This is a genomic window from Rhodococcus sp. FW305-130, from assembly GCF_058788335.1.
In genome coordinates, this window is sequence record NZ_JBYTAP010000013.1 from 68,253 (window position 1) to 85,651 (window position 17,399).

Annotated in this window: 19 protein-coding genes; 11 read left to right on the forward strand and 8 right to left on the reverse strand. The window is 62.7% G+C overall.

Annotation, left to right across the window (positions count from 1 at the left end):
- Window positions 1-12: 12 nt before the first annotated feature.
- Window positions 13-642, reverse strand: a complete 630-nt coding sequence (locus AC3WQS_RS29635; protein ID WP_007736130.1) for a TetR/AcrR family transcriptional regulator — start codon at window positions 640-642, stop codon at window positions 13-15.
- A gap of 71 nt (window positions 643-713) precedes the next feature.
- Here AC3WQS_RS29635 and AC3WQS_RS29640 point away from each other — a divergent pair, with 71 nt between their 5' ends.
- The 3 genes from AC3WQS_RS29640 (at window position 714) to AC3WQS_RS29650 (ending at window position 4,137) form a co-directional block, all read left to right on the forward strand.
- Window positions 714-2,288, forward strand: coding sequence for a flavin-containing monooxygenase (locus AC3WQS_RS29640; RefSeq protein WP_019749332.1), 1,575 nt, complete (start codon window positions 714-716; stop codon window positions 2,286-2,288).
- Complete coding sequence (locus AC3WQS_RS29645) at window positions 2,285-3,115, forward strand: SDR family NAD(P)-dependent oxidoreductase (RefSeq protein ID WP_492713263.1); 831 nt, start codon at window positions 2,285-2,287, stop codon at window positions 3,113-3,115. The genes AC3WQS_RS29640 and AC3WQS_RS29645 overlap by 4 nt, the downstream gene beginning before the upstream one ends.
- 80 nt (window positions 3,116-3,195) lie before the next feature.
- Window positions 3,196-4,137, forward strand: a complete 942-nt coding sequence (locus AC3WQS_RS29650; protein ID WP_256065713.1) for an alpha/beta hydrolase fold domain-containing protein — start codon at window positions 3,196-3,198, stop codon at window positions 4,135-4,137.
- Window positions 4,138-4,214: 77 nt separating this feature from the next.
- On the opposite strand, the gene AC3WQS_RS29655 is transcribed toward AC3WQS_RS29650, so the two are convergent.
- On the reverse strand, window positions 4,215-5,099 hold the full coding sequence (locus AC3WQS_RS29655) for an ABC transporter substrate-binding protein (RefSeq protein WP_492713264.1): 885 nt from the start codon (window positions 5,097-5,099) through the stop codon (window positions 4,215-4,217).
- Window positions 5,100-5,302: 203 nt separating this feature from the next.
- Between AC3WQS_RS29655 and AC3WQS_RS29660 the strand changes: the two genes are divergently transcribed.
- The 4 genes from AC3WQS_RS29660 to AC3WQS_RS29675 are packed head-to-tail and all read left to right on the forward strand — an operon-like array spanning window position 5,303 to window position 8,765.
- The gene (locus AC3WQS_RS29660) at window positions 5,303-6,241 is read left to right on the forward strand and encodes an ABC transporter substrate-binding protein (RefSeq protein WP_019749336.1); all 939 of its coding nucleotides are present in this window, start codon (window positions 5,303-5,305) and stop codon (window positions 6,239-6,241) included.
- A 4-nt stretch (window positions 6,242-6,245) separates the two neighbouring features.
- Window positions 6,246-7,391 carry an ABC transporter ATP-binding protein gene (locus tag AC3WQS_RS29665; RefSeq protein WP_047888046.1) on the forward strand — a complete coding sequence of 382 codons (1,146 nt, stop codon included), beginning with the start codon at window positions 6,246-6,248 and terminating at the stop codon, window positions 7,389-7,391.
- 4 nt (window positions 7,392-7,395) lie between these two features.
- Window positions 7,396-8,079 (forward strand): ABC transporter permease, encoded by a 684-nt coding sequence (locus AC3WQS_RS29670; protein WP_019749338.1) that lies wholly within the window; start codon window positions 7,396-7,398, stop codon window positions 8,077-8,079.
- The gene (locus tag AC3WQS_RS29675; RefSeq protein WP_003945081.1) at window positions 8,076-8,765 is read left to right on the forward strand and encodes an ABC transporter permease; all 690 of its coding nucleotides are present in this window, start codon (window positions 8,076-8,078) and stop codon (window positions 8,763-8,765) included. Before AC3WQS_RS29670 ends, AC3WQS_RS29675 begins: the two co-directional genes overlap by 4 nt.
- 70 nt (window positions 8,766-8,835) lie before the next feature.
- On the opposite strand, the gene AC3WQS_RS29680 is transcribed toward AC3WQS_RS29675, so the two are convergent.
- The 4 genes from AC3WQS_RS29680 to AC3WQS_RS29695 form a co-directional block, all read right to left on the reverse strand.
- Window positions 8,836-10,029, reverse strand: coding sequence for an NAD(P)-dependent malic enzyme (locus AC3WQS_RS29680; RefSeq protein ID WP_003945072.1), 1,194 nt, complete (start codon window positions 10,027-10,029; stop codon window positions 8,836-8,838).
- Between the two features lie 378 nt (window positions 10,030-10,407).
- A complete protein-coding gene (locus AC3WQS_RS29685; RefSeq protein WP_020908450.1) occupies window positions 10,408-10,782 on the reverse strand; it encodes a hypothetical protein in 375 nt (124 codons plus the stop codon).
- A 3-nt stretch (window positions 10,783-10,785) separates the two neighbouring features.
- On the reverse strand, window positions 10,786-11,400 hold the full coding sequence (locus AC3WQS_RS29690) for a MarC family protein (RefSeq protein ID WP_492713440.1): 615 nt from the start codon (window positions 11,398-11,400) through the stop codon (window positions 10,786-10,788).
- Complete coding sequence (locus AC3WQS_RS29695) at window positions 11,397-12,251, reverse strand: PHP domain-containing protein (RefSeq protein ID WP_020908451.1); 855 nt, start codon at window positions 12,249-12,251, stop codon at window positions 11,397-11,399. The genes AC3WQS_RS29690 and AC3WQS_RS29695 overlap by 4 nt, the downstream gene beginning before the upstream one ends.
- Window positions 12,252-12,409: 158 nt before the next feature.
- Between AC3WQS_RS29695 and AC3WQS_RS29700 the strand changes: the two genes are divergently transcribed.
- Both AC3WQS_RS29700 and AC3WQS_RS29705 read left to right on the forward strand, forming a co-directional pair.
- Window positions 12,410-13,480 (forward strand): magnesium and cobalt transport protein CorA, encoded by a 1,071-nt coding sequence (locus tag AC3WQS_RS29700; protein WP_019749341.1) that lies wholly within the window; start codon window positions 12,410-12,412, stop codon window positions 13,478-13,480.
- Between the two features lie 133 nt (window positions 13,481-13,613).
- A complete protein-coding gene (locus AC3WQS_RS29705) occupies window positions 13,614-14,060 on the forward strand; it encodes an SRPBCC family protein (protein ID WP_007736117.1) in 447 nt (148 codons plus the stop codon).
- Between the two features lie 25 nt (window positions 14,061-14,085).
- On the opposite strand, the gene AC3WQS_RS29710 is transcribed toward AC3WQS_RS29705, so the two are convergent.
- Entirely contained in the window at window positions 14,086-14,670 is a 585-nt protein-coding gene (locus AC3WQS_RS29710) for a suppressor of fused domain protein (protein WP_019749342.1), read from the reverse strand.
- A gap of 71 nt (window positions 14,671-14,741) precedes the next feature.
- Here AC3WQS_RS29710 and AC3WQS_RS29715 point away from each other — a divergent pair, with 71 nt between their 5' ends.
- Together AC3WQS_RS29715 and AC3WQS_RS29720 are read left to right on the forward strand one after the other, a co-directional pair.
- Window positions 14,742-15,440 (forward strand): metallophosphoesterase family protein, encoded by a 699-nt coding sequence (locus AC3WQS_RS29715; RefSeq protein WP_003945097.1) that lies wholly within the window; start codon window positions 14,742-14,744, stop codon window positions 15,438-15,440.
- Entirely contained in the window at window positions 15,430-16,293 is an 864-nt protein-coding gene (locus tag AC3WQS_RS29720; protein WP_003945080.1) for a hypothetical protein, read from the forward strand. Before AC3WQS_RS29715 ends, AC3WQS_RS29720 begins: the two co-directional genes overlap by 11 nt.
- Here the strand turns inward: AC3WQS_RS29720 and AC3WQS_RS29725 are convergent.
- Complete coding sequence (locus tag AC3WQS_RS29725; protein WP_492713436.1) at window positions 16,286-17,392, reverse strand: winged helix DNA-binding domain-containing protein; 1,107 nt, start codon at window positions 17,390-17,392, stop codon at window positions 16,286-16,288. The two genes, AC3WQS_RS29720 and AC3WQS_RS29725, sit on opposite strands and share 8 nt — an antisense overlap.
- Between the last annotated feature and the right edge of the window lie 7 nt (window positions 17,393-17,399).

Consider the following 17,399-nt stretch of genomic DNA (forward strand, 5'->3'; position numbering starts at 1 on the left):
TCTGCGTTCACGTCAATTCGATTGCAGCAGACCCAGATCCGGCCCGGCATCGAAGCCGACGGCGGCCAGTGCCAACGCGGGCAACGACTGAACCGTCAGGTCGATCAGTTCCTCGCGGGTGATTGCGGGCGCGCGGAGCCAACTGATGGTGGCTTCCTCGACAAACGCGATCCAACCTCGAACGGCCAACTCCACCTGAGGCGTTCGAGTCAGGCCGATCTTGGGGAGCTGATCGAGGGTTCTCTTGGCCATGATGTCGCGAGTCTGCTCGAACACCTCACGCATCTGGGGATCCCCGCTGGCGGTCCCCCGGAGCAGCGAGACGTAGGTATTGCGGTTCTCGGTCACGTAGTCGACGTACGACGCCAGCACCGAGCGGAGGGTGAGCATCGGATCGTCCGACTCGCTCGGCTCCGTGCGCTGGAGCATCTGTTCACTGCTGTGTCGGACGATCGCCAGATGGAACTCGCTTTTCGACGCGAAGTAGTGGAACAGAAGCCCACGCGACACCCCCGCTTGATCGGCGATGTCCTCGACGGAAATCTGCTCGAGCGGCCGTTCGGCCAGCATGCGCGCCCCGAGGTCGATGAGTTGCGCTCGGCGTTGCGCAGGGTCGAGCCGCGTTCGCTTTACTGCGTCCATGCCCAATAGACTACTGAATATCCATCAATAAGCTATTGACCGTGACTCAATAAAGGCATATCGTTCCCTACATGAGTCTTCCAGTTACAGATACCTCAGCACCTGCCGCGGATACTCGCCACGTCGGCACACTGATCATCGGCAGCGGTTTCGCCGGTCTCGGTGCGGCGATCAAACTGGCACAGGCCGGCATCACCGACTATGTCGTTCTCGAGCGCGGCAACGACGTCGGTGGAACCTGGCGTGACAACAGCTACCCGGGCGCCGCGTGTGACGTGCCGTCGCATTTGTACTCGTACTCTTTTGCACTCAATCCGGAGTGGACGCGCTCCTTCTCCACCCAGCCCGAGATCTACAAGTACATCCAGTCGGTGGCCAACCGCCACAAGGTGCTCGACAAGCACATTTTCGACTGCGACGTTCTCTCCGCCCGCTGGGACGAGTCGTCGGCTCAGTGGCACGTCAGCACCAACAAGGGTGAATTCGTCGCAAAGATCGTCGTCTCGGCCGTCGGCGCACTGTGTGAGCCTTCACTCCCGGACATCAAGGGCATCGACGGCTTCAAGGGCGAGATCTTCCACTCCTCGCGCTGGAACCACGATGCCGATCTGACGGGCAAGCGCGTGGCCGTCATCGGAACCGGCGCCTCCGCCATCCAGATCGTGCCCGCTATCGGCAAGAAGGTCTCACACCTCGACGTGTACCAGCGCACGGCGCCGTGGATCCTGCCCCGCGCAGACCGCGAGTACACCAAGATCGAGCATCTCGCGTTCAAGTACCTCCCCGGCTTCCAGAAGTTGTGCCGCACCGGTATCTACTGGATGCGAGAGACGCAGGTCGTCGGCCTGGCCAAGGCGCCGGTCTTCATGAAGCCGCTGCAGTTCGCCGCCGAGCGTCACCTGAAGGCTCAGATCAAGGACAAGGATCTTCGTAAGAAGGTCATGCCCAACTTCCAGATCGGCTGCAAGCGCATGCTGATCTCGAACAACTACTTCCCCACCCTCGCCCAGGACAATGTCGACCTGGTGACCGAAGGCATCGAGGAGGTGACCGCCAACGGGATCGTCTCGAAGACCGGCACCACGCGTGAGATCGATGCCATCGTCGTGGCGACCGGATTCCACGTCACCGACTCCCCCACCTTCGCGGGAATCTTCGGCAAGGACGGACGCTCGCTCGCCGAGGTCTTCGAAGAGACCGGCATGCAGGGATACAAGGGCGCGGCAGTTGCCAACTTCCCCAACATGTTCTTCCTGGTCGGCCCCAACACCGGCCTCGGACATTCGTCGATGGTCTTCATGATCGAGTCGCAGATCAACTACCTGGTCGACGCGATCGCCACCATCGACAAGTACGACATCGGCACCATCGAGGTGCGCAAGGACAAGCAGGACAAGTACAACAAGGACCTGCAGGCAGCTATGTCCAAGAGCGTGTGGAACAACGGTGGTTGCGCCAGCTGGTACATGGACAAGCACGGAAACAACACCACCCTGTGGCCTGGCTTCACCTTCCAGTTCCGCAATGCCACCAAGCATTTCGACCTCGCGGCATACCGCAGCGTCGCCACCTCGGATCTCGGCGCCGTCGGCACCGCGACCACTTCACAGATCGACCTCGACGACGAGAAGGCAGTAGCACAATGAGTGATTTTGCAGGCAAGGTCGTAGTCATCACCGGAGCGGGATCGGGCATCGGTCGCGCACTCGCACTGAACCTGGCCGGCCAGGGCGCCAAGTTGGCGATCTCCGACGTGGACACCGTCGGGCTCGCCGAGACAGCGCGTCTGGTGGAGGCCATCGGCGCCGAGGTGAAGTCGGACCATCTCGACGTGACTCAGCGCGAGGCGGTTCTCGAGTACGCCGACGCGGTTGTCGCCCATTTCGGCAAGGTCAACCAGATCTACAACAACGCCGGAATCGCGTACCACGGCACCTTCGAGAAGTCCGAGTTCAAGGACTTCGAACGTGTCATGGACGTCGACTTCTGGGGAGTTGTCAACGGCACCAAGGCATTCCTTCCCCACGTCATCGCCTCCGGTGACGGGCACATCGTGAACGTGTCGAGCCTCTTCGGTCTGCTGTCGATGCCGGGTCAGAGCGCCTACAACTCGGCCAAGTTCGCCGTTCGCGGTTTCACCGAGTCGCTTCGCCAGGAAATGCTGATCGCCAAGCACCCGGTGAAGGTGACCTGTGTGCACCCGGGCGGAATCAAGACCGCCATCGCACGCAACGCCACCGCAGGCCCGGGTGAAGATCTTGCGGTCTTCTCCGAGTTCTTCGACCGCAAGCTCGCGCGCACCACTCCGGAGGACGCCGCCAAGACGATCGTCAACGGTGTTCGCAAGAGCAAGCCGCGAGTTCTCATCGGGTTGGACGCAATCGCACTCGACGCCTGGGTTCGCCTCGTAGGATCGGGCTACCAGCGCATCGTCGCGATCGTCGCCGGCCGAATGATGCCCAAGTCCAGCTGAGTTCGTTTCACAGCGTCGTTCGTTTCACAGCGTCGTTCGTTTCACAGCGCAGTTCGCATAAAGAGTCAGGAGCCCTGCCGGTGAGCACGTTCACCCTTCCGCTGCCCGTGGTCGCATTCTTGTTGAAGCCGTACTTCCGTCTGGCTTTCAACTCGCGGCTGCCGTATCGGATTCAACGTCTGTTGCTCGAGGCCGGGGCACCGCTACAGCAGGTTCCAGCGGGCGCCGTCGTGCGCCCGCTGGAGCTGGCTTGCCGACCGGCAGAGAAGATCACCGTCGGCCCAACCGAGCGCCCCACTGCAGTTCTCTACCTGCATGGCGGGGCGTACACGCTGGGTTCGCTGGCCACACACCGTTCTCTCGCAGCTCATCTCGCGCGTGAGTCGTCCAGTGCCGTCTTCACCTTGGACTACCGTCTCGCGCCGGAGAATCCGTATCCCGCCGCTCTCGACGACGCGGTCTCAGCCTTCATGCAGTTGGTCACCGAGTTCGACTATTCGGAAGACCGCGTTGCCATCGCCGGCGATTCGGCCGGTGGCGGTTTGGCCGCGGCGACCGCTCTACGTCTGATCGAGCGTCACGGCGTGACCCCCGGCGCGCTCGCACTGATCTCACCGTGGGTCGATCCCGGCGATCGGGGTGCCACCAAAAAGGCCGACCTGGTGGTCAACACAGCCTGGTCCTTCGATGCCGCCGACGCTTACCTTGCCGGTGGCGACCGTACTGATCCTGGCTACGCGCCGATGCACGGCAAGCTCGACGGGTTGCCGCCCACCAGGATTCACGTCGGTTCCGAGGAAGTTCTCTACCCGCAGATCATGACGTTCACCGACAAGCTCTCCGCTGCCGGCGTCGACGTGTCCCTGGTGGAGTACGCACGACTGTGGCATGTGGCTCACGCACAGGCGTCACTGGTGAAGGAAGCAGCAGACGCCGTTGCCGATCTCGGCCAGTTCATCGCATCGAAACTGATTCGTGCCAAGGATGATTCGAGTTCAGCAGTGGGATCGAACAGTCACTGACGGGCCAACTCCGTCCATGTCACTGACGGGTGGCCCACTCCGTCCATGTCACTGACGGGTGGCCCACTCCGTCCATGTCACTGACGGGTGTCCCACCAGGTTCGGGCCACTTCCGAGGCTGACGCCTTGCCGCTCCGCACCTGCTCGATCATTGCGGCGAGATCGGTGGTGGACAGTTCACCCGCAACGACGCTGAGCGCCTTGACAGCCGAATCTCCCAGTGCGCCCGCTCGAAAGAGCGGAACGACATTCTGCGCAGCCAGAACGTGATTCGAATCAGCGAGCACTGTGACGGCATCGGATTGTGCCAGCGCTGACAGCGTCGTGGTTCCGAATACCTGTGCACCGGGTACGTCTGCCGGCGTTGCCTGATCGACACCGGCGAAGACACACTCGGCGCCCTCGGCCAACTGTTCCACTGCCCCGTCCTCGACGAATCTCGCGGAGACGAGCGGCGTCGCCGCGGCACACGAAGGAGCAAAGGCTTCTATCGTCTTCGCTCCCAACGACTGTGCGTATCCGGTGTCGAGTGCGAGGACCGCACGATCTTCGGCCATCGCATAGTCGGAGACCGAAAGACCCTCCGGCAGAGAGCGACTCAAGGCTTCGAAGACGTCGTCGGCCTTGCGGGCCGGGGATGACGGGTCGTAGTGATCGAGCAGCGCACCGGTGAACTCGGGCACCAAGGTGACTCGCGCTGCGTCCAGAGCCTCGAGTGATTGGGTTCTGCCTCCACCCACCGATTCGACGCGAGCCGACAGACCGGAGGATGAGAGCACCGTCGAATACACCTCGGCCAACACCGAACTCTCCACTGATGCGTCAGCAGCCACCACGATCTGGTCACGAGACTCCGCTCCGGCGCTCTCTACCACCGAATCACCGTTTGCGCATCCGCTGAGAATTGGCAGGACCATCAGTGCTGCAACAACAGTCGAATACTTCGTGCGTGTGCTCTTCACCGAAATCCTCACATCCAATCCCATGGATCGAAAACCGTGCCATGTCGGTACCTATCGTTACACTTGTCGGGCGATGCGCGGTAACCAGTCCTGACGCAGCCACTCGGTGGCGGCGCCGTCGAAGCCACTCGGGTGGCTTCGCCACAAGGGGATGGTTTCCGACGCCCGAAACACGGGACGCCCGAAAAACCGGAAGGACGCTCATGCGCACCTCACGATTTCGTTCCAACCGTTGGCTCGTAGCCGCGGCAACCGTTGTCTCTCTGACTGCACTGACAGCGTGCGGTAGCAGTGACGGTGACTCCAACAGCGATCCCAACGCGGTTGTCGTCGGCTCCGCCAACTTCACCGAATCCGAGACGATCGCCAACATCTACGCCGAAGCACTGCGTGTCAACGGGTTCGATGTGTCCACGTCGTTCAACGTCGGCAGCCGTGAGGCGTACATTCCGGCGCTCAAGGACGGGTCGATCAGCGTCATTCCGGATTACACGGGAAATCTCCTGCAGTACTTGGATCCCGACAGCACGGCCACCAGCTCCGCTGATGTCCTCGCTGCTCTTCCCGCAGCTCTCGGGTCGGAATTGGCCATTGCGACGCCTGCATCCGCCGAGGACAAGGACGCCGTGGTCGTCACGAAGGAAACCGCTGACAAGTGGAACCTGAAGACGATCGCCGATCTGGCTCCGCATTCCGCCGAGGTCAAGTTCGGCGCTCCGGCCGAGTTCCAGGAACGTCCAGCCGGATTGCCCGGTTTGAAGTCCAATTACGGTCTCGACATCTCGGCAGCCAACTTCGTCCCGATCGCCGACGGCGGTGGACCGGCAACAGTGAAGGCTCTCTCGTCCGGCGACATCACGGCGGCAAACATCTTCACGACGTCTGCCTCCATCCCGGCAAACAACTTCGTGGTTCTCGAAGACCCGAAGAACAATTTCCCGGCTCAGAACGTGGTGCCGGTGCTGCGCGCGTCGAAGTCTTCCGACAAGTTGAAGACAGTCCTCGATGCGGTGTCCGCCAAGCTCACCACCGAAGAGTTGTTGGCACTCAACGTCCAGGTGTCCGGCGACACCAAGACGGAGCCGGCAGCGGCGGCCAAGGCGTGGGTGACGGCGCAGGGCCTCGACAAGCCGGTCTCGTAGTCACGTGATCACATTCGAGGGCGTCACCAAGCAGTATCCGGACGGCACCACCGCCGTCGACCGTCTCGATCTCACCATCGAGGCCGAGTCGTTCACGGTGTTCGTGGGGCCGTCCGGGTGCGGCAAGACGACGTCGATGCGCATGATCAACCGGATGATCACACCGACGTCGGGCAAGATCTTCGTCGACGGTCGTGACATCGCCCAGACCGACGCGGTGAAGCTGCGTCTCGGCATCGGGTACGTCATCCAGAACGCCGGCTTGCTTCCGCATCGCACCGTGATCGACAACGTCGCAACAGTTCCGGTACTGCGCGGTGAGTCCCGCCGCGCAGCGCGCAAAGCCGCGTTGGGGGTACTCGAACGAGTCGGTCTGGACATCTCCCTTGCCACCCGCTATCCCGGGCAACTCTCGGGTGGGCAGCAACAACGTGTGGGAGTTGCGCGAGCATTGGCTGCCGATCCGCCGATCCTGTTGATGGACGAGCCCTTCAGCGCCGTCGACCCGGTGGTGCGTGAGGATCTGCAGACCGAAATGCTCCGTCTTCAAAGCGAACTGAAGAAGACGATCGTCTTTGTCACCCACGACATCGACGAGGCAGTCAAACTCGGTGATCACATTGCCGTCTTCGGTCCCGGCGGGCGGCTTCAGCAGGTTGCGGCACCTCGCGACGTGTTGGCCGCACCGGCAACGGATTTTGTCGCCGGATTTGTCGGACGCGATCGCGGATATCGGGGATTGTCGTTCCGCGCTGCCGACGAGGTTCCGTTACACCCCGTACGCACGGCCGTCGAGAACGAATTGAAGGCTCTGCGTCTGGAATTGGGCGAGTGGGTTCTCGTGGTCACGGACAGCGGAAGTCCGCAGGGATGGATCGACGTGACCGGCGTCGAAGGCCTGCGCTCGGGACGCACTCTCGCGCAGTCGACGTCGGCCGGTGGTTCGTTGTTCTCCCCCGGCGGTGATCTACGCCAAGCACTCGATGCGGCAATCTCGTCCCCTTCCGGTATCGGCGTTGCCGTCGACGGCGAGGGAGCGGTCATCGGCGGGATCCTCGGGTCCGAAGTCGTGGCGAGATTGGCAGATCAGCGTCGACGCGAGGACGAGGAACGCAACCGAGTCGCCTTCACCGAGGGATTCGGGGCGTAGCGGCATGCGCTGGCTCATCGACAATTTCTCGACGGTCGTGGACTACTCGAAGACCCATCTGTATCTGGCGCTGCTGCCCTTGTTGATCGGTCTCCTGATTGCCGTTCCGGTCGGAACAGCGATCCGCAACGTCAGATGGCTGCGCCGAATCACGTTGACCCTGGCGAGCATTGCGTTCACGATTCCGTCGCTCGCGCTGTTCGTCACCATCCCTCAGCTGTTCGGACTCAAGACCCTTGATCCGCTCAACGTCGTGATCGCACTGAGCGTCTATGCGACGGCACTGCTCATCCGGGCCGTGCCCGAAGCACTCGATTCGGTGCCGGACAACGTCATCGACGCTTCCACCGCCGTCGGGTTCACACCGCTACGACGCGCCCTGACGGTCGAGTTGCCGTTGGCACTGCCGGTGATGATCGCGAACATCAGAGTTATTGCCGTTACCAATATTTCGCTGGTTTCGGTCGGATCGCTGATCGGAATCGGCGGGCTGGGAGTTCTGTTCAAACAGGGCTACGACCGCGACTACCCGGACCAGATCGTTGCCGGCATCATCGCGATTGTCGTGCTGGCCCTGGCGCTCGACCTGATCCTGTATCTGATCGGCCGATTCCTGACCCCGTGGACCAGAACATCGACCTCGTCGAAGGTCCCCGCCGTCGTGGCTGCCGAGGGGGAACCCGTATGAGCATCTTCACCGGAGCCTGGGACTTCATCGTCGATCCCGGAAATTGGAGCGGCGACACCGGAATCGGCACCCGCATCCTCCAGCACCTCTGGTACAGCGTTCTGGCCGTGGCGCTTTCGGCTGTGATCGCGGTGCCCATCGGATTACTCATCGGCCATCTGCGTCGCGGTGAGATCGTGGTCGTCAGTCTCGTCAACGCACTGCGGTCGCTGCCCACTCTCGGCCTGCTGACCTTCCTCGTTCTTCTCATGGGACTCGGGGTGATGCCGCCGATTCTCGCCCTCGTCATCCTCGGCATTCCCCCACTACTCGCCGGCACCTACGCCGGAATTGCCAGCGTCGACCGCGGCGTCGTCGAGGCCGCGCGGGCGATGGGTATGACCGAACTCCAAGTGCTCTTCCGCGTCGAGATACCCAATGCGCTGCCATTGATTCTCGGCGGACTGCGTAACGCGACACTGCAGGTGATTGCCACGGCAACGGTCGCCGCCTACGTCAACCTCGGCGGCCTCGGCCGGTACATCTTCGACGGTCTCGCGCTCTACAAGTACGACCGAGTGGTCGTCGGCGCAATTCTGGTCGCGGTTGTGGCTCTGGTCGTGGACGGCTTACTGGCGCTGGTGGTCTGGGCATCGGTTCCCGGGACCGGCAGGCTGCGCCGAACACCCGACCTCACTCGTCTGTAGATCGGTACACACGAAAAGCCCCGATCGGAACCTTGTGTGCGGGTCCCGATCGGGGCTTTCGTAGTCCCTCTTAGCTGGTCACGCCCTCAGCATGCGCTGCGGCCGCGACGGCTTCCGCTACTGCGGGTGCCACGCGAGGGTCGAGTGGGCTGGGGACGATTTTGTCCGCCGCCAACTCGTCGCCGACCACCGACAGGATTGCCTCGGCGGCAGCGAGCTTCATACCTTCGGTGATGCGACGGGCGCCGGCGTCGAGCGCGCCCTTGAACACACCGGGGAAGGCGAGAACATTGTTGATCTGGTTCGGGAAATCACTGCGACCCGTAGCCACGATCGCCGCATACTTCGACGCGGTTTCGGGGTGAATCTCCGGGTCCGGGTTGGAGAGCGCGAACACGATCGACTCGGGAGCCATCGAAGCGATGAGCTCCTCGGGGATCTTGCCCGCCGAGACACCGAGGAACACGTCGGCACCTTCGAGAGCCTCGATGGCACCACCGTGCAGGTCGCGGGGATTGGTGCGGGCCGCGAGTTCTGCCTTCACGTCGTTGAGGTCGCTGCGCTCGCCCGAGATGATGCCCTTCGAGTCCAGCACGATGACGTCGCTGATTCCGGCGGCGAGCAGGATGTTCGCGCACGCAACACCCGCAGCACCGGCGCCGGAGATGACGACCTTGAGTGTGGTGATGTCGCGGCTCTGAACCTTCACGGCGCCCTTGAGGGCAGCGAGGACCACGATGGCGGTTCCGTGCTGATCGTCGTGCATGACGGGGCAGTCGAGGGCTTCGATGACGCGCTTCTCGATCTCGAAGCAACGCGGCGCCGAAATGTCCTCGAGGTTGACCGCGCCGAAGCTCGGGCGCAGACGGATGAGCGTCTCGACGATCTCGTCGGGATCCTTGGTGTCGAGAACCAGCGGAATGGAGTTCAGTCCGGCGAAGTTCTTGAACAGTGCCGACTTGCCCTCCATGACGGGCAGCGACGCGCGGGGGCCGATGTCGCCGAGTCCGAGAACCGCGGTGCCGTCGCTGACCACGACGACAAGTCGGTTGGTCCACGTGTATCGATCGGCGAGGGTTTCGTCTGCAGCGATGGCGCGGCTCACCTGAGCAACACCCGGCGTGTAGGCGATCGAGAGGGCCCGCTGCGTATCGAGCGGTGCTGTGGTCTCGACCGAGAGCTTGCCACCGACGTGAGCGGCAAAGATTTCTTCGTCGGTCAACTCGACCTTGGGTACGTTGATGGCTTCAGTCACGAGGGACACGATGACACTCCTGATTAGTCCAGCCTCAAGCGGGGCTGGGTTACTGGGAAGTAATCCTTCGGACCGCTGCGAAACTACGTTCACAACGGTCAGAGATCATTTCTTCCGCGAACGACTACTGAGAAGAAGAGCATTCGGCGTGCGCGAGAAAGTGGGCCGCAATACATCCGAAGCGTCATGGTGTGGGGCGGGTGAGCCCTGGCGTATCCATGCAATCTAGGTTTCGGGAGAAATTCTGACGAAACCTGCACTTCGGGGCCGGGCTGTGGCGCCGCCTCGAAGTAACTCCAGTTTGCCACCAGAGTCGGATCACAATCAAATCCTCCAAGCGGTCGGATTCCTCACCACACTCGAACCCGAGCCGTCATTCCCACCCAGTCATCCCCACCACTGCGTCACCAACAACAGCCCCGCCACCACGAGCACGACCACCGATCCGGCAACCGCCGCGATACCCCGCCTGCGGTCGCACCAGATCTGCGCGGCCAAAGCAACCACCGAGGCCGCAATGTGCGCGGTGATCGACGTTGTTCCCGGACCCGGGAATCCGCGGTTGCCGCCCAGATATGCCGAACCGATGATGACGAGTGTCAAGACCACGATTCCGGCCGCCACGGTGCCGCTCAGGGCGCGTAGAGCGCGAACCAGCAGCCATTGTCGTTTGTCGGCGGGATAGTCGTAATCGTCTTCGTACTGATAGTCCTGATAATCCTGGTACCGGTAGTCGTCCTCGTACCTGTCGTCGTATGTCATCTCTTACGCTCCCGCGACGAATCCGCGGATTGATTCCGCAATGAGTTGAACTGCGATGGCGGCGAGCAAAAGACCGGCGATGCGTGCCAGCAGGCTGATGCCACCCTCACCCAGTATCCGGATCAGTGCCGTCGAGAAGCGCAGGACCACGAACAGCACGAGGTGGATGGACAGAATCGCCAACGCGATCGCCAGATACGACGCCGCTTCACCATCGGCCTGGGCGACAAAGACGATGACAGCCGCAATTGCACCGGGACCGGCCATCATCGGCGTTCCCAGCGGAACGAGTGCGACGTTGACGTCGTCGGCTCCCTGCGGACGGTTGGAGGCCTTCCCGGTCAGCAGTTCGAGTGCGATGAGAAGCAGCAGTAATCCGCCTGCGCCCTGCAACGCCGGAATGCCGATGTGAAGGTAGTTGAGTATCGCCTGACCGCCGATGGCAAAGACCGAGATGACCGCAAGGGAGACGGCGGGGGCCTGCCATGCCGCTCGGTTGCGATCTTCACGGCTCTTGCGGCCGACCAGTGACAAGAACACCGGGATGACTCCGGGCGGGTCCATGATCACGAACAGCGTGATGAACACGGTGAGGTAGAGCGTGGTGTCGAGCATCAGCGCCCAAGTACCTCCACGCCGGTGGCAGCCGAGACGAGTTTGTCGAACTCGGCCTCGTCCGTGAGCTCGTCGCCGAGTCCGATCGTCTTGTTCTCGCCGTGGTAGTCCGAGGATCCGGTGACTGCCAAGCCCAGGTCGACGGCCAGGCGGCGCAGGACGTCACGATCGTCGCTGCGATGGTCCGGGTGATCGACTTCGAGACCCCCGAGACCCAGATCGGCCAGATCACGGATGTGGTCGAGCGCAAGCAATCCGCCGCGCGAACGGGCACGTCCATGCGCAAGGACAGTTACTCCCCCGGCCGCTGCCACCAGTTCGACGGCGTACTCGAGCGGAGTGTCGTACTTGGGAACGTCGTATCTCCCTCGACTGGACAACAGGTCGGAGAAAGCCTCACTGATGCTCGACACCACTCCCGCTCGCATCAGGGCCGCTGCGACGTGCGGGCGTCCGACGGACGGACCGGCGTCAGCCAAGATCTGATCGGGATCGACGGGCAGACCGTCGCGCGCCATCATGGTCGTCATCACCCGGATACGTTCGACGCGTTCGGCGCGCAGTCGCTCACGTTCCTTGGCGAATTCGGGGTGCGTCGGATCGAACAGGTACGCCAGCAGATGAACAGCGACCGGCCAACCACGCTCACCTCGACCTTCGCACGACATCTCCATCCCACGAACCAGGCTGACGCCGGCCGGCAAGGCGTGCGCCGCCTCGGCCCAGCCCGAAGTCGTGTCGTGATCGGTGATGGCGACGACGTCGAGTCCGGCGTCGGCTGCGGCGCGCATGAGGGCAGCCGGGGTATCGGTGCCGTCCGATGCGTTGGAGTGGGTGTGAAGGTCTATTCGCACTGTTCCAGTGTGTCAGCAATCGGCAACTTCATCGCGCTCCGGTCGCCGAGCCGGAAGCTGACGTACGATTACGCCGCAGCGGCAGCGCAATTCGATCACGTGTCGCCGCAGTGCCGTTCCCCTGCACTACAGACCGAGAAGGAGCGAGCGTGCCAACCATGCCGTCACTGCCGAATTGGTCGAACGGCAAATCGACGCAAGCCGATGCGCCCAAGATCCCCGTTCCGGCAGCCCGCGCGATCGTCGACTGCGCGGTCTACGTTGACGGCGTGCGGTTGCCGGGCAAGTACACGCACCGCGCCGCGTTGGCCGAGGTCCGTAGTCGAGACAACGCGTTCGTCTGGGTGGGCATGCATGCACCCGACGAAGGCCAGATGCAAGATGTCGCAGCAACTTTCGGACTCCACGAGTTGATGGTCGAGGATGCCGTCCATGCACACGAGCGCCCGAAACTCGAACGCTACGACGACGTCATGTTCCTGGTGCTGCGCACGGTCGTCTACGTACCGCACGAGTCCGTGGCGACGGCGAGCGAGATCGTCGAAACCGGCGAGATCATGGTGTTCGTCGGTCCCGACTTCGTGGTGACCGTCCGTCACGGGGATCACTCCGAACTGGCAAGCGTGCGCAAGTCACTCGAGCAGAATCCCGAGCGTCTCGCCATGGGCCCGTTCGCGGTGTTGCACGCGATCACCGACCACGTCGTCGACAGCTATCTCTCCGTCATTCAACTCGTCGAGCAGGACGTCGACAGCATGGAAGAGTTGGTGTTCAACCCGCGGAACACCGTTGCCGTCGAGCATATCTACCTGCTCAAACGTGAAATCGTCGAACTACGACGCTCGGTCACTCCACTCGGATTGCCACTGCTCCAGCTGACCCAGCCCGCGGGCGGCCTCGTCCCGAAGGAGATCCGGCGATACTTCCGTGACGTAAGGGATCACCACACGATCGTGGCCGAACGTATCTCGGAATACGACGAGGTGTTGAGCTCTCTGGTCGATGCCGCACTCGCGAAGATCGCGGTGCAACAGAACACCGACATGCGCAAGATCTCGGCTTGGGTCGCAATCGCCGCCGTGCCGACGGGCGTTGCCGGTATCTACGGAATGAACTTCGAGAACATGCCGGAACTCGGTTACAAGTACGGCTATCAGTCCATCCTGTTCCTCATCGCGTCGGTGTGTGTCGGCTTGTTCTTTCTCTTCCGTCGCAACAACTGGCTGTGAACCTCGCACGCTGACTCCCTGTACTTGCCACCGTCGCAGGCGGACAATGGATATGGGTACGCATTTTCATTCCGTTCCCGAAATTCATTTTGCGACAAGCAAATTCAGATCCAGGAGAGATGGAGGAACAACCATGCCTACAGTCGAGCAGTCTGTAGAGATCGCGTTGCCACCCAAGGACGTCTGGGAGTACATCGCCGTCGCCGAGAACTGGCCCAACTGGGAGAATTCGATGGTCGAGTGCAAACAGATCACCGACGGCCCGATGGGCGTGGGAAGCCGTTGGCACGGTGTCTCGAGAATCCTGGGCAAGCGTCTCGAGTGGACATCCGAATTCACCGAGTACGACCCACCGAGATCGTCGAAATCGACGTCCGTCGAAAGTCCGGTCAGCTTCTCGCAGACCACGACCTGCGAAGAAGTCGGTGACGGCACTCGGGTCACCTACCGACTCGACAGCGAAAGCGGACTCGGCGGCGTATTCGGCAAGATGGCCGACCCGATCGTGACGAAAGCATTTTCACGGACCGTTCGGGTAAGTCTCGAGAACTTGGCGGACATCCTCGTGCACGCCGAATGATCTGACGGACAAAGCGCCGGCGCAGCTAGAGCGAGGCAGCGGAACGGTGCGGATCGCGAATGTCGATCCCCGCCTCGGTCCACGCTTCCCGCAGCGCCTCCGCGCCGCGCAGACGCACCCAGGCGGCTTCGGTACCGGTCAGGGGGACCACGCCAAGGAAGCGCACCGGATCGAACGGCTCCGGCAGCGTCAGGTCGGCGATCCCGCTGTCACCAAGAAGCACCGCCGTGAACGCAGTGTCCTTCCACAGCGGCTCGCCCAGGTCCAACAGTGCGTCCTCGAGCAGCACGACGCCTTCGACGGACGGCGCCGCAGCCAGGACCGCGAGCGTCCTGGCCACACCCGACGCGACACCCGTGCCACCGCGCAGGGTGAGCACCAACTCGGCGCGAGGACCGCGTGTGGGGTCTGCGACCAGTTCGTTGGGGTCGCCCATCGGATGACGCGAGCACCCCAGTGTGACGTAGCGGACCAGTCCGTCGGGTGATTCGAAACGCAGCACGTCCAGCGGTTCGACACCGAGGAACGTCACTGAGGCCGCGGTGGGGTCCGGCCCCTCGATGCTGCTGACGAGATGGGCCCGGACGGAAGATACGACGCTGTCTGACACTCGTCCATCTAAACACCGTGCCCGCGAGGTTCGCAGCGCAGATACCTCGCGGTGGCGGTAGCGTCGTCGAAATGGTCTCCGTTCTCGCTGTCAGCGACGAGACCGTCGAATTCCTGTGGAGCAGTCAAGTTCGTTCACTCGGAGTCGACGTGATCCTGGGCGCGGGCGATCTGCCGTTTGCGTATCTGGAGTACCTGTCTGACCAACTGAATGCGCCGTGCGTGTTCGTTCCCGGAAACCACGACGTCGATCTGTCCGGATATTCGAACAAGAGATCCGGTTGGATGCGGGCAGGTATGCCGGCGCAGTGGCCCGGCCCGACCGGAGCAGTCAACGCCGACGGACGCATCGTGACCGTCGCCGGTCTGCGGATCGCGGGCCTCGGTGGTTCCATCCGATACAACACGGGTCCCAATCAGTGGTCCGAGCGCCAGCAGAGCCGACGCGCCCGCTCGCTCACCTGGCGAAACGCCTGGCAATCGAGGCTTCCCGGCGGCCGGGCGGGCGTGGATGTGCTGCTCACCCACAGCCCCGCCCGCGGTGTCGGCGACGCCGAGGATCGGCCACATCGTGGGTTCGAATGCTTCACCCCCTTGATCCGCACCCTCGATCCGACGGTCATGATTCACGGACACATCCACCCGCACGGGCGAACACCTCTCGATCTGGAGGTAGGCCGGACTATCGTGCTCAATACCGTCGGCTTCACGCTGATGGAGATTTCCCCAGGTACTCCGCCGACGATCGTGAGGCGCCGACATGGCTCGTGACACCGGATTTCCCACAGCCGACGCGGAAAACGACTTCGCTCGTCAGCGTCGACGCGCCGACGTTGCCCGTCTGGTCAGTTGGCTACGACGCGAACCGGACGACGTCAACGCGATCCTGCCGTTCGACGAGGTTGTCGCAGCGCTCGGCAAGGTTGGTGAGAAGTCTCTGGGTCTACAGGTCGTCACCATCGAATCGATAGTCGGAAGTGTCGACCGCACAGGTGATTTCGACAGGTACTTCCGCCCGACGTCCACTCATTCGCGCGCTCGTTGGGAGCGACTTGCGGTGGCGCAACGACGCGGCGAATCGGTGCCACCCGTTCAGTTGTACCGTGTCGGCTCCATGCATTTCGTGATCGACGGACACCACCGAGTGTCCATTGCGTGTGCGATGCACCAGAAGACAATCGACGCGTACGTCACCGAGATCATCACGCGCATCTCGCCGGAAGGCATCACTCAGCGCGCCGATCTGCTCATCAAGGACCATCGCCGACTCTTCCTCACTCGCGTTCCGCTGCAGGGTTCACAACGCGAAGCTGTCCAGGTCACCGACCCGTGGGAGTACGCCGAACTCAGTGAGTGCGTGGAGGCGTGGGGTTTTCGGCTCATGCAGGAAAAGGGTGAGTTCCTCGGCCGAGACACGGTCGCCCGGCGCTGGTTCGGCGAGGAGTTTCTCCCCGTCGTGCGAATGCTGAGGGGCGCCGACATGTTGCCCGAGCACACCGACGCCGAGGCGTACTTGTGGATCGCCCGGGAGCGGTACCGACTGGTGCGGCGGCACATGTGGAATGACGAGATCGTGGCCGAACTACGCGATCGAGCACCGCGAAAGCACAAGCCTGCTACGTAGCGACAGCGAACCGCACCTCTCGGGTCGGGATCTTCGGGTGCATGAACTTCAGCAACGAACGCGCTTCTTTCTCGATGGACGCGAGCGCGGTCTTCGGTTGCTGCGCAAACAGAGTCGCGCTCAACTCGACGGTCTCCTTTGCCGGCGTCACCGCTGCGAATCCCACCACCTTTCCGCGCACCAGGATGGCGGGCTTGATGATGCCGTTGACGGTGAAGACGCGAGTTCGATACTGCTCGTCCATGATTCGCGAGCGGTCGGCGTGCGAGAGCAGGATGTTGTCGAACGGAGCAAGGATTCTGACCGGCGGTGTTCCGGAGGTCGGTCGTGGCGCGTCCGGCAGGTCGAACACCTCGGCCCCTTTCGCGTTGACAAAGGTGATCAAGCCCGGACGTAGCCTCTCGAAGACTTCGGCGAGTCTCGTGAGTCCCGACCACGCTTGCGCATCCTTCACGCTCGCGGGCCCGAAGGCAGCCAGATAGCGCAGCACCATCGCGTCGGGATCTGGAGTTGAACTCACCTCTGCGCCAAGCCAATTCTCCAACGTCGTCAGTGCCGGTGCTCCGGATCGTCCCCACAGACCTCGCGGTGGGACCTGCACCATCGGCAGAAGCCCTCGAACTCCGTGCGCCAGTCCTTCGGCCGCGTGGCCGGGAAAGCGCTCTGCCAGTATCGGTCTCATCTGCATCTGAGTACGCGGCCCGTCCGCTACCAGGTCACGCCCCGCCTGCGCAAGCGCGTCGAGATCCAACCCGGTGAGCGCCGCACGCTGAGTGCTGTTGGTGTGGAGATCGCGTTCCATGATCGTCTGAACCGTGGCCCGGAAGGGACCCGCATCGGCGGCCGAGAGGGCAAAGACCGTGCCCCGCATGGCAACCAGCCGCACCACCTGGCGCTTCTCGACAAGGGTGGAGAGGTCTTCTGCCGCAAAGTTCTTCAGCCGCGCCCACAGTGCCAGGTAGGGCGGATTCGGCGCCTGGGCCTGCAGACCTGCCAGGTGCTCGATCGCATCCAACGCGCTGACCTCGGCCCGCCGCAGCAGGAACTGCCGCGCCAGAGTCGCCAGGTTGAGCTCGCGATCGGTGATCAGTGCAGCCATCGACAAC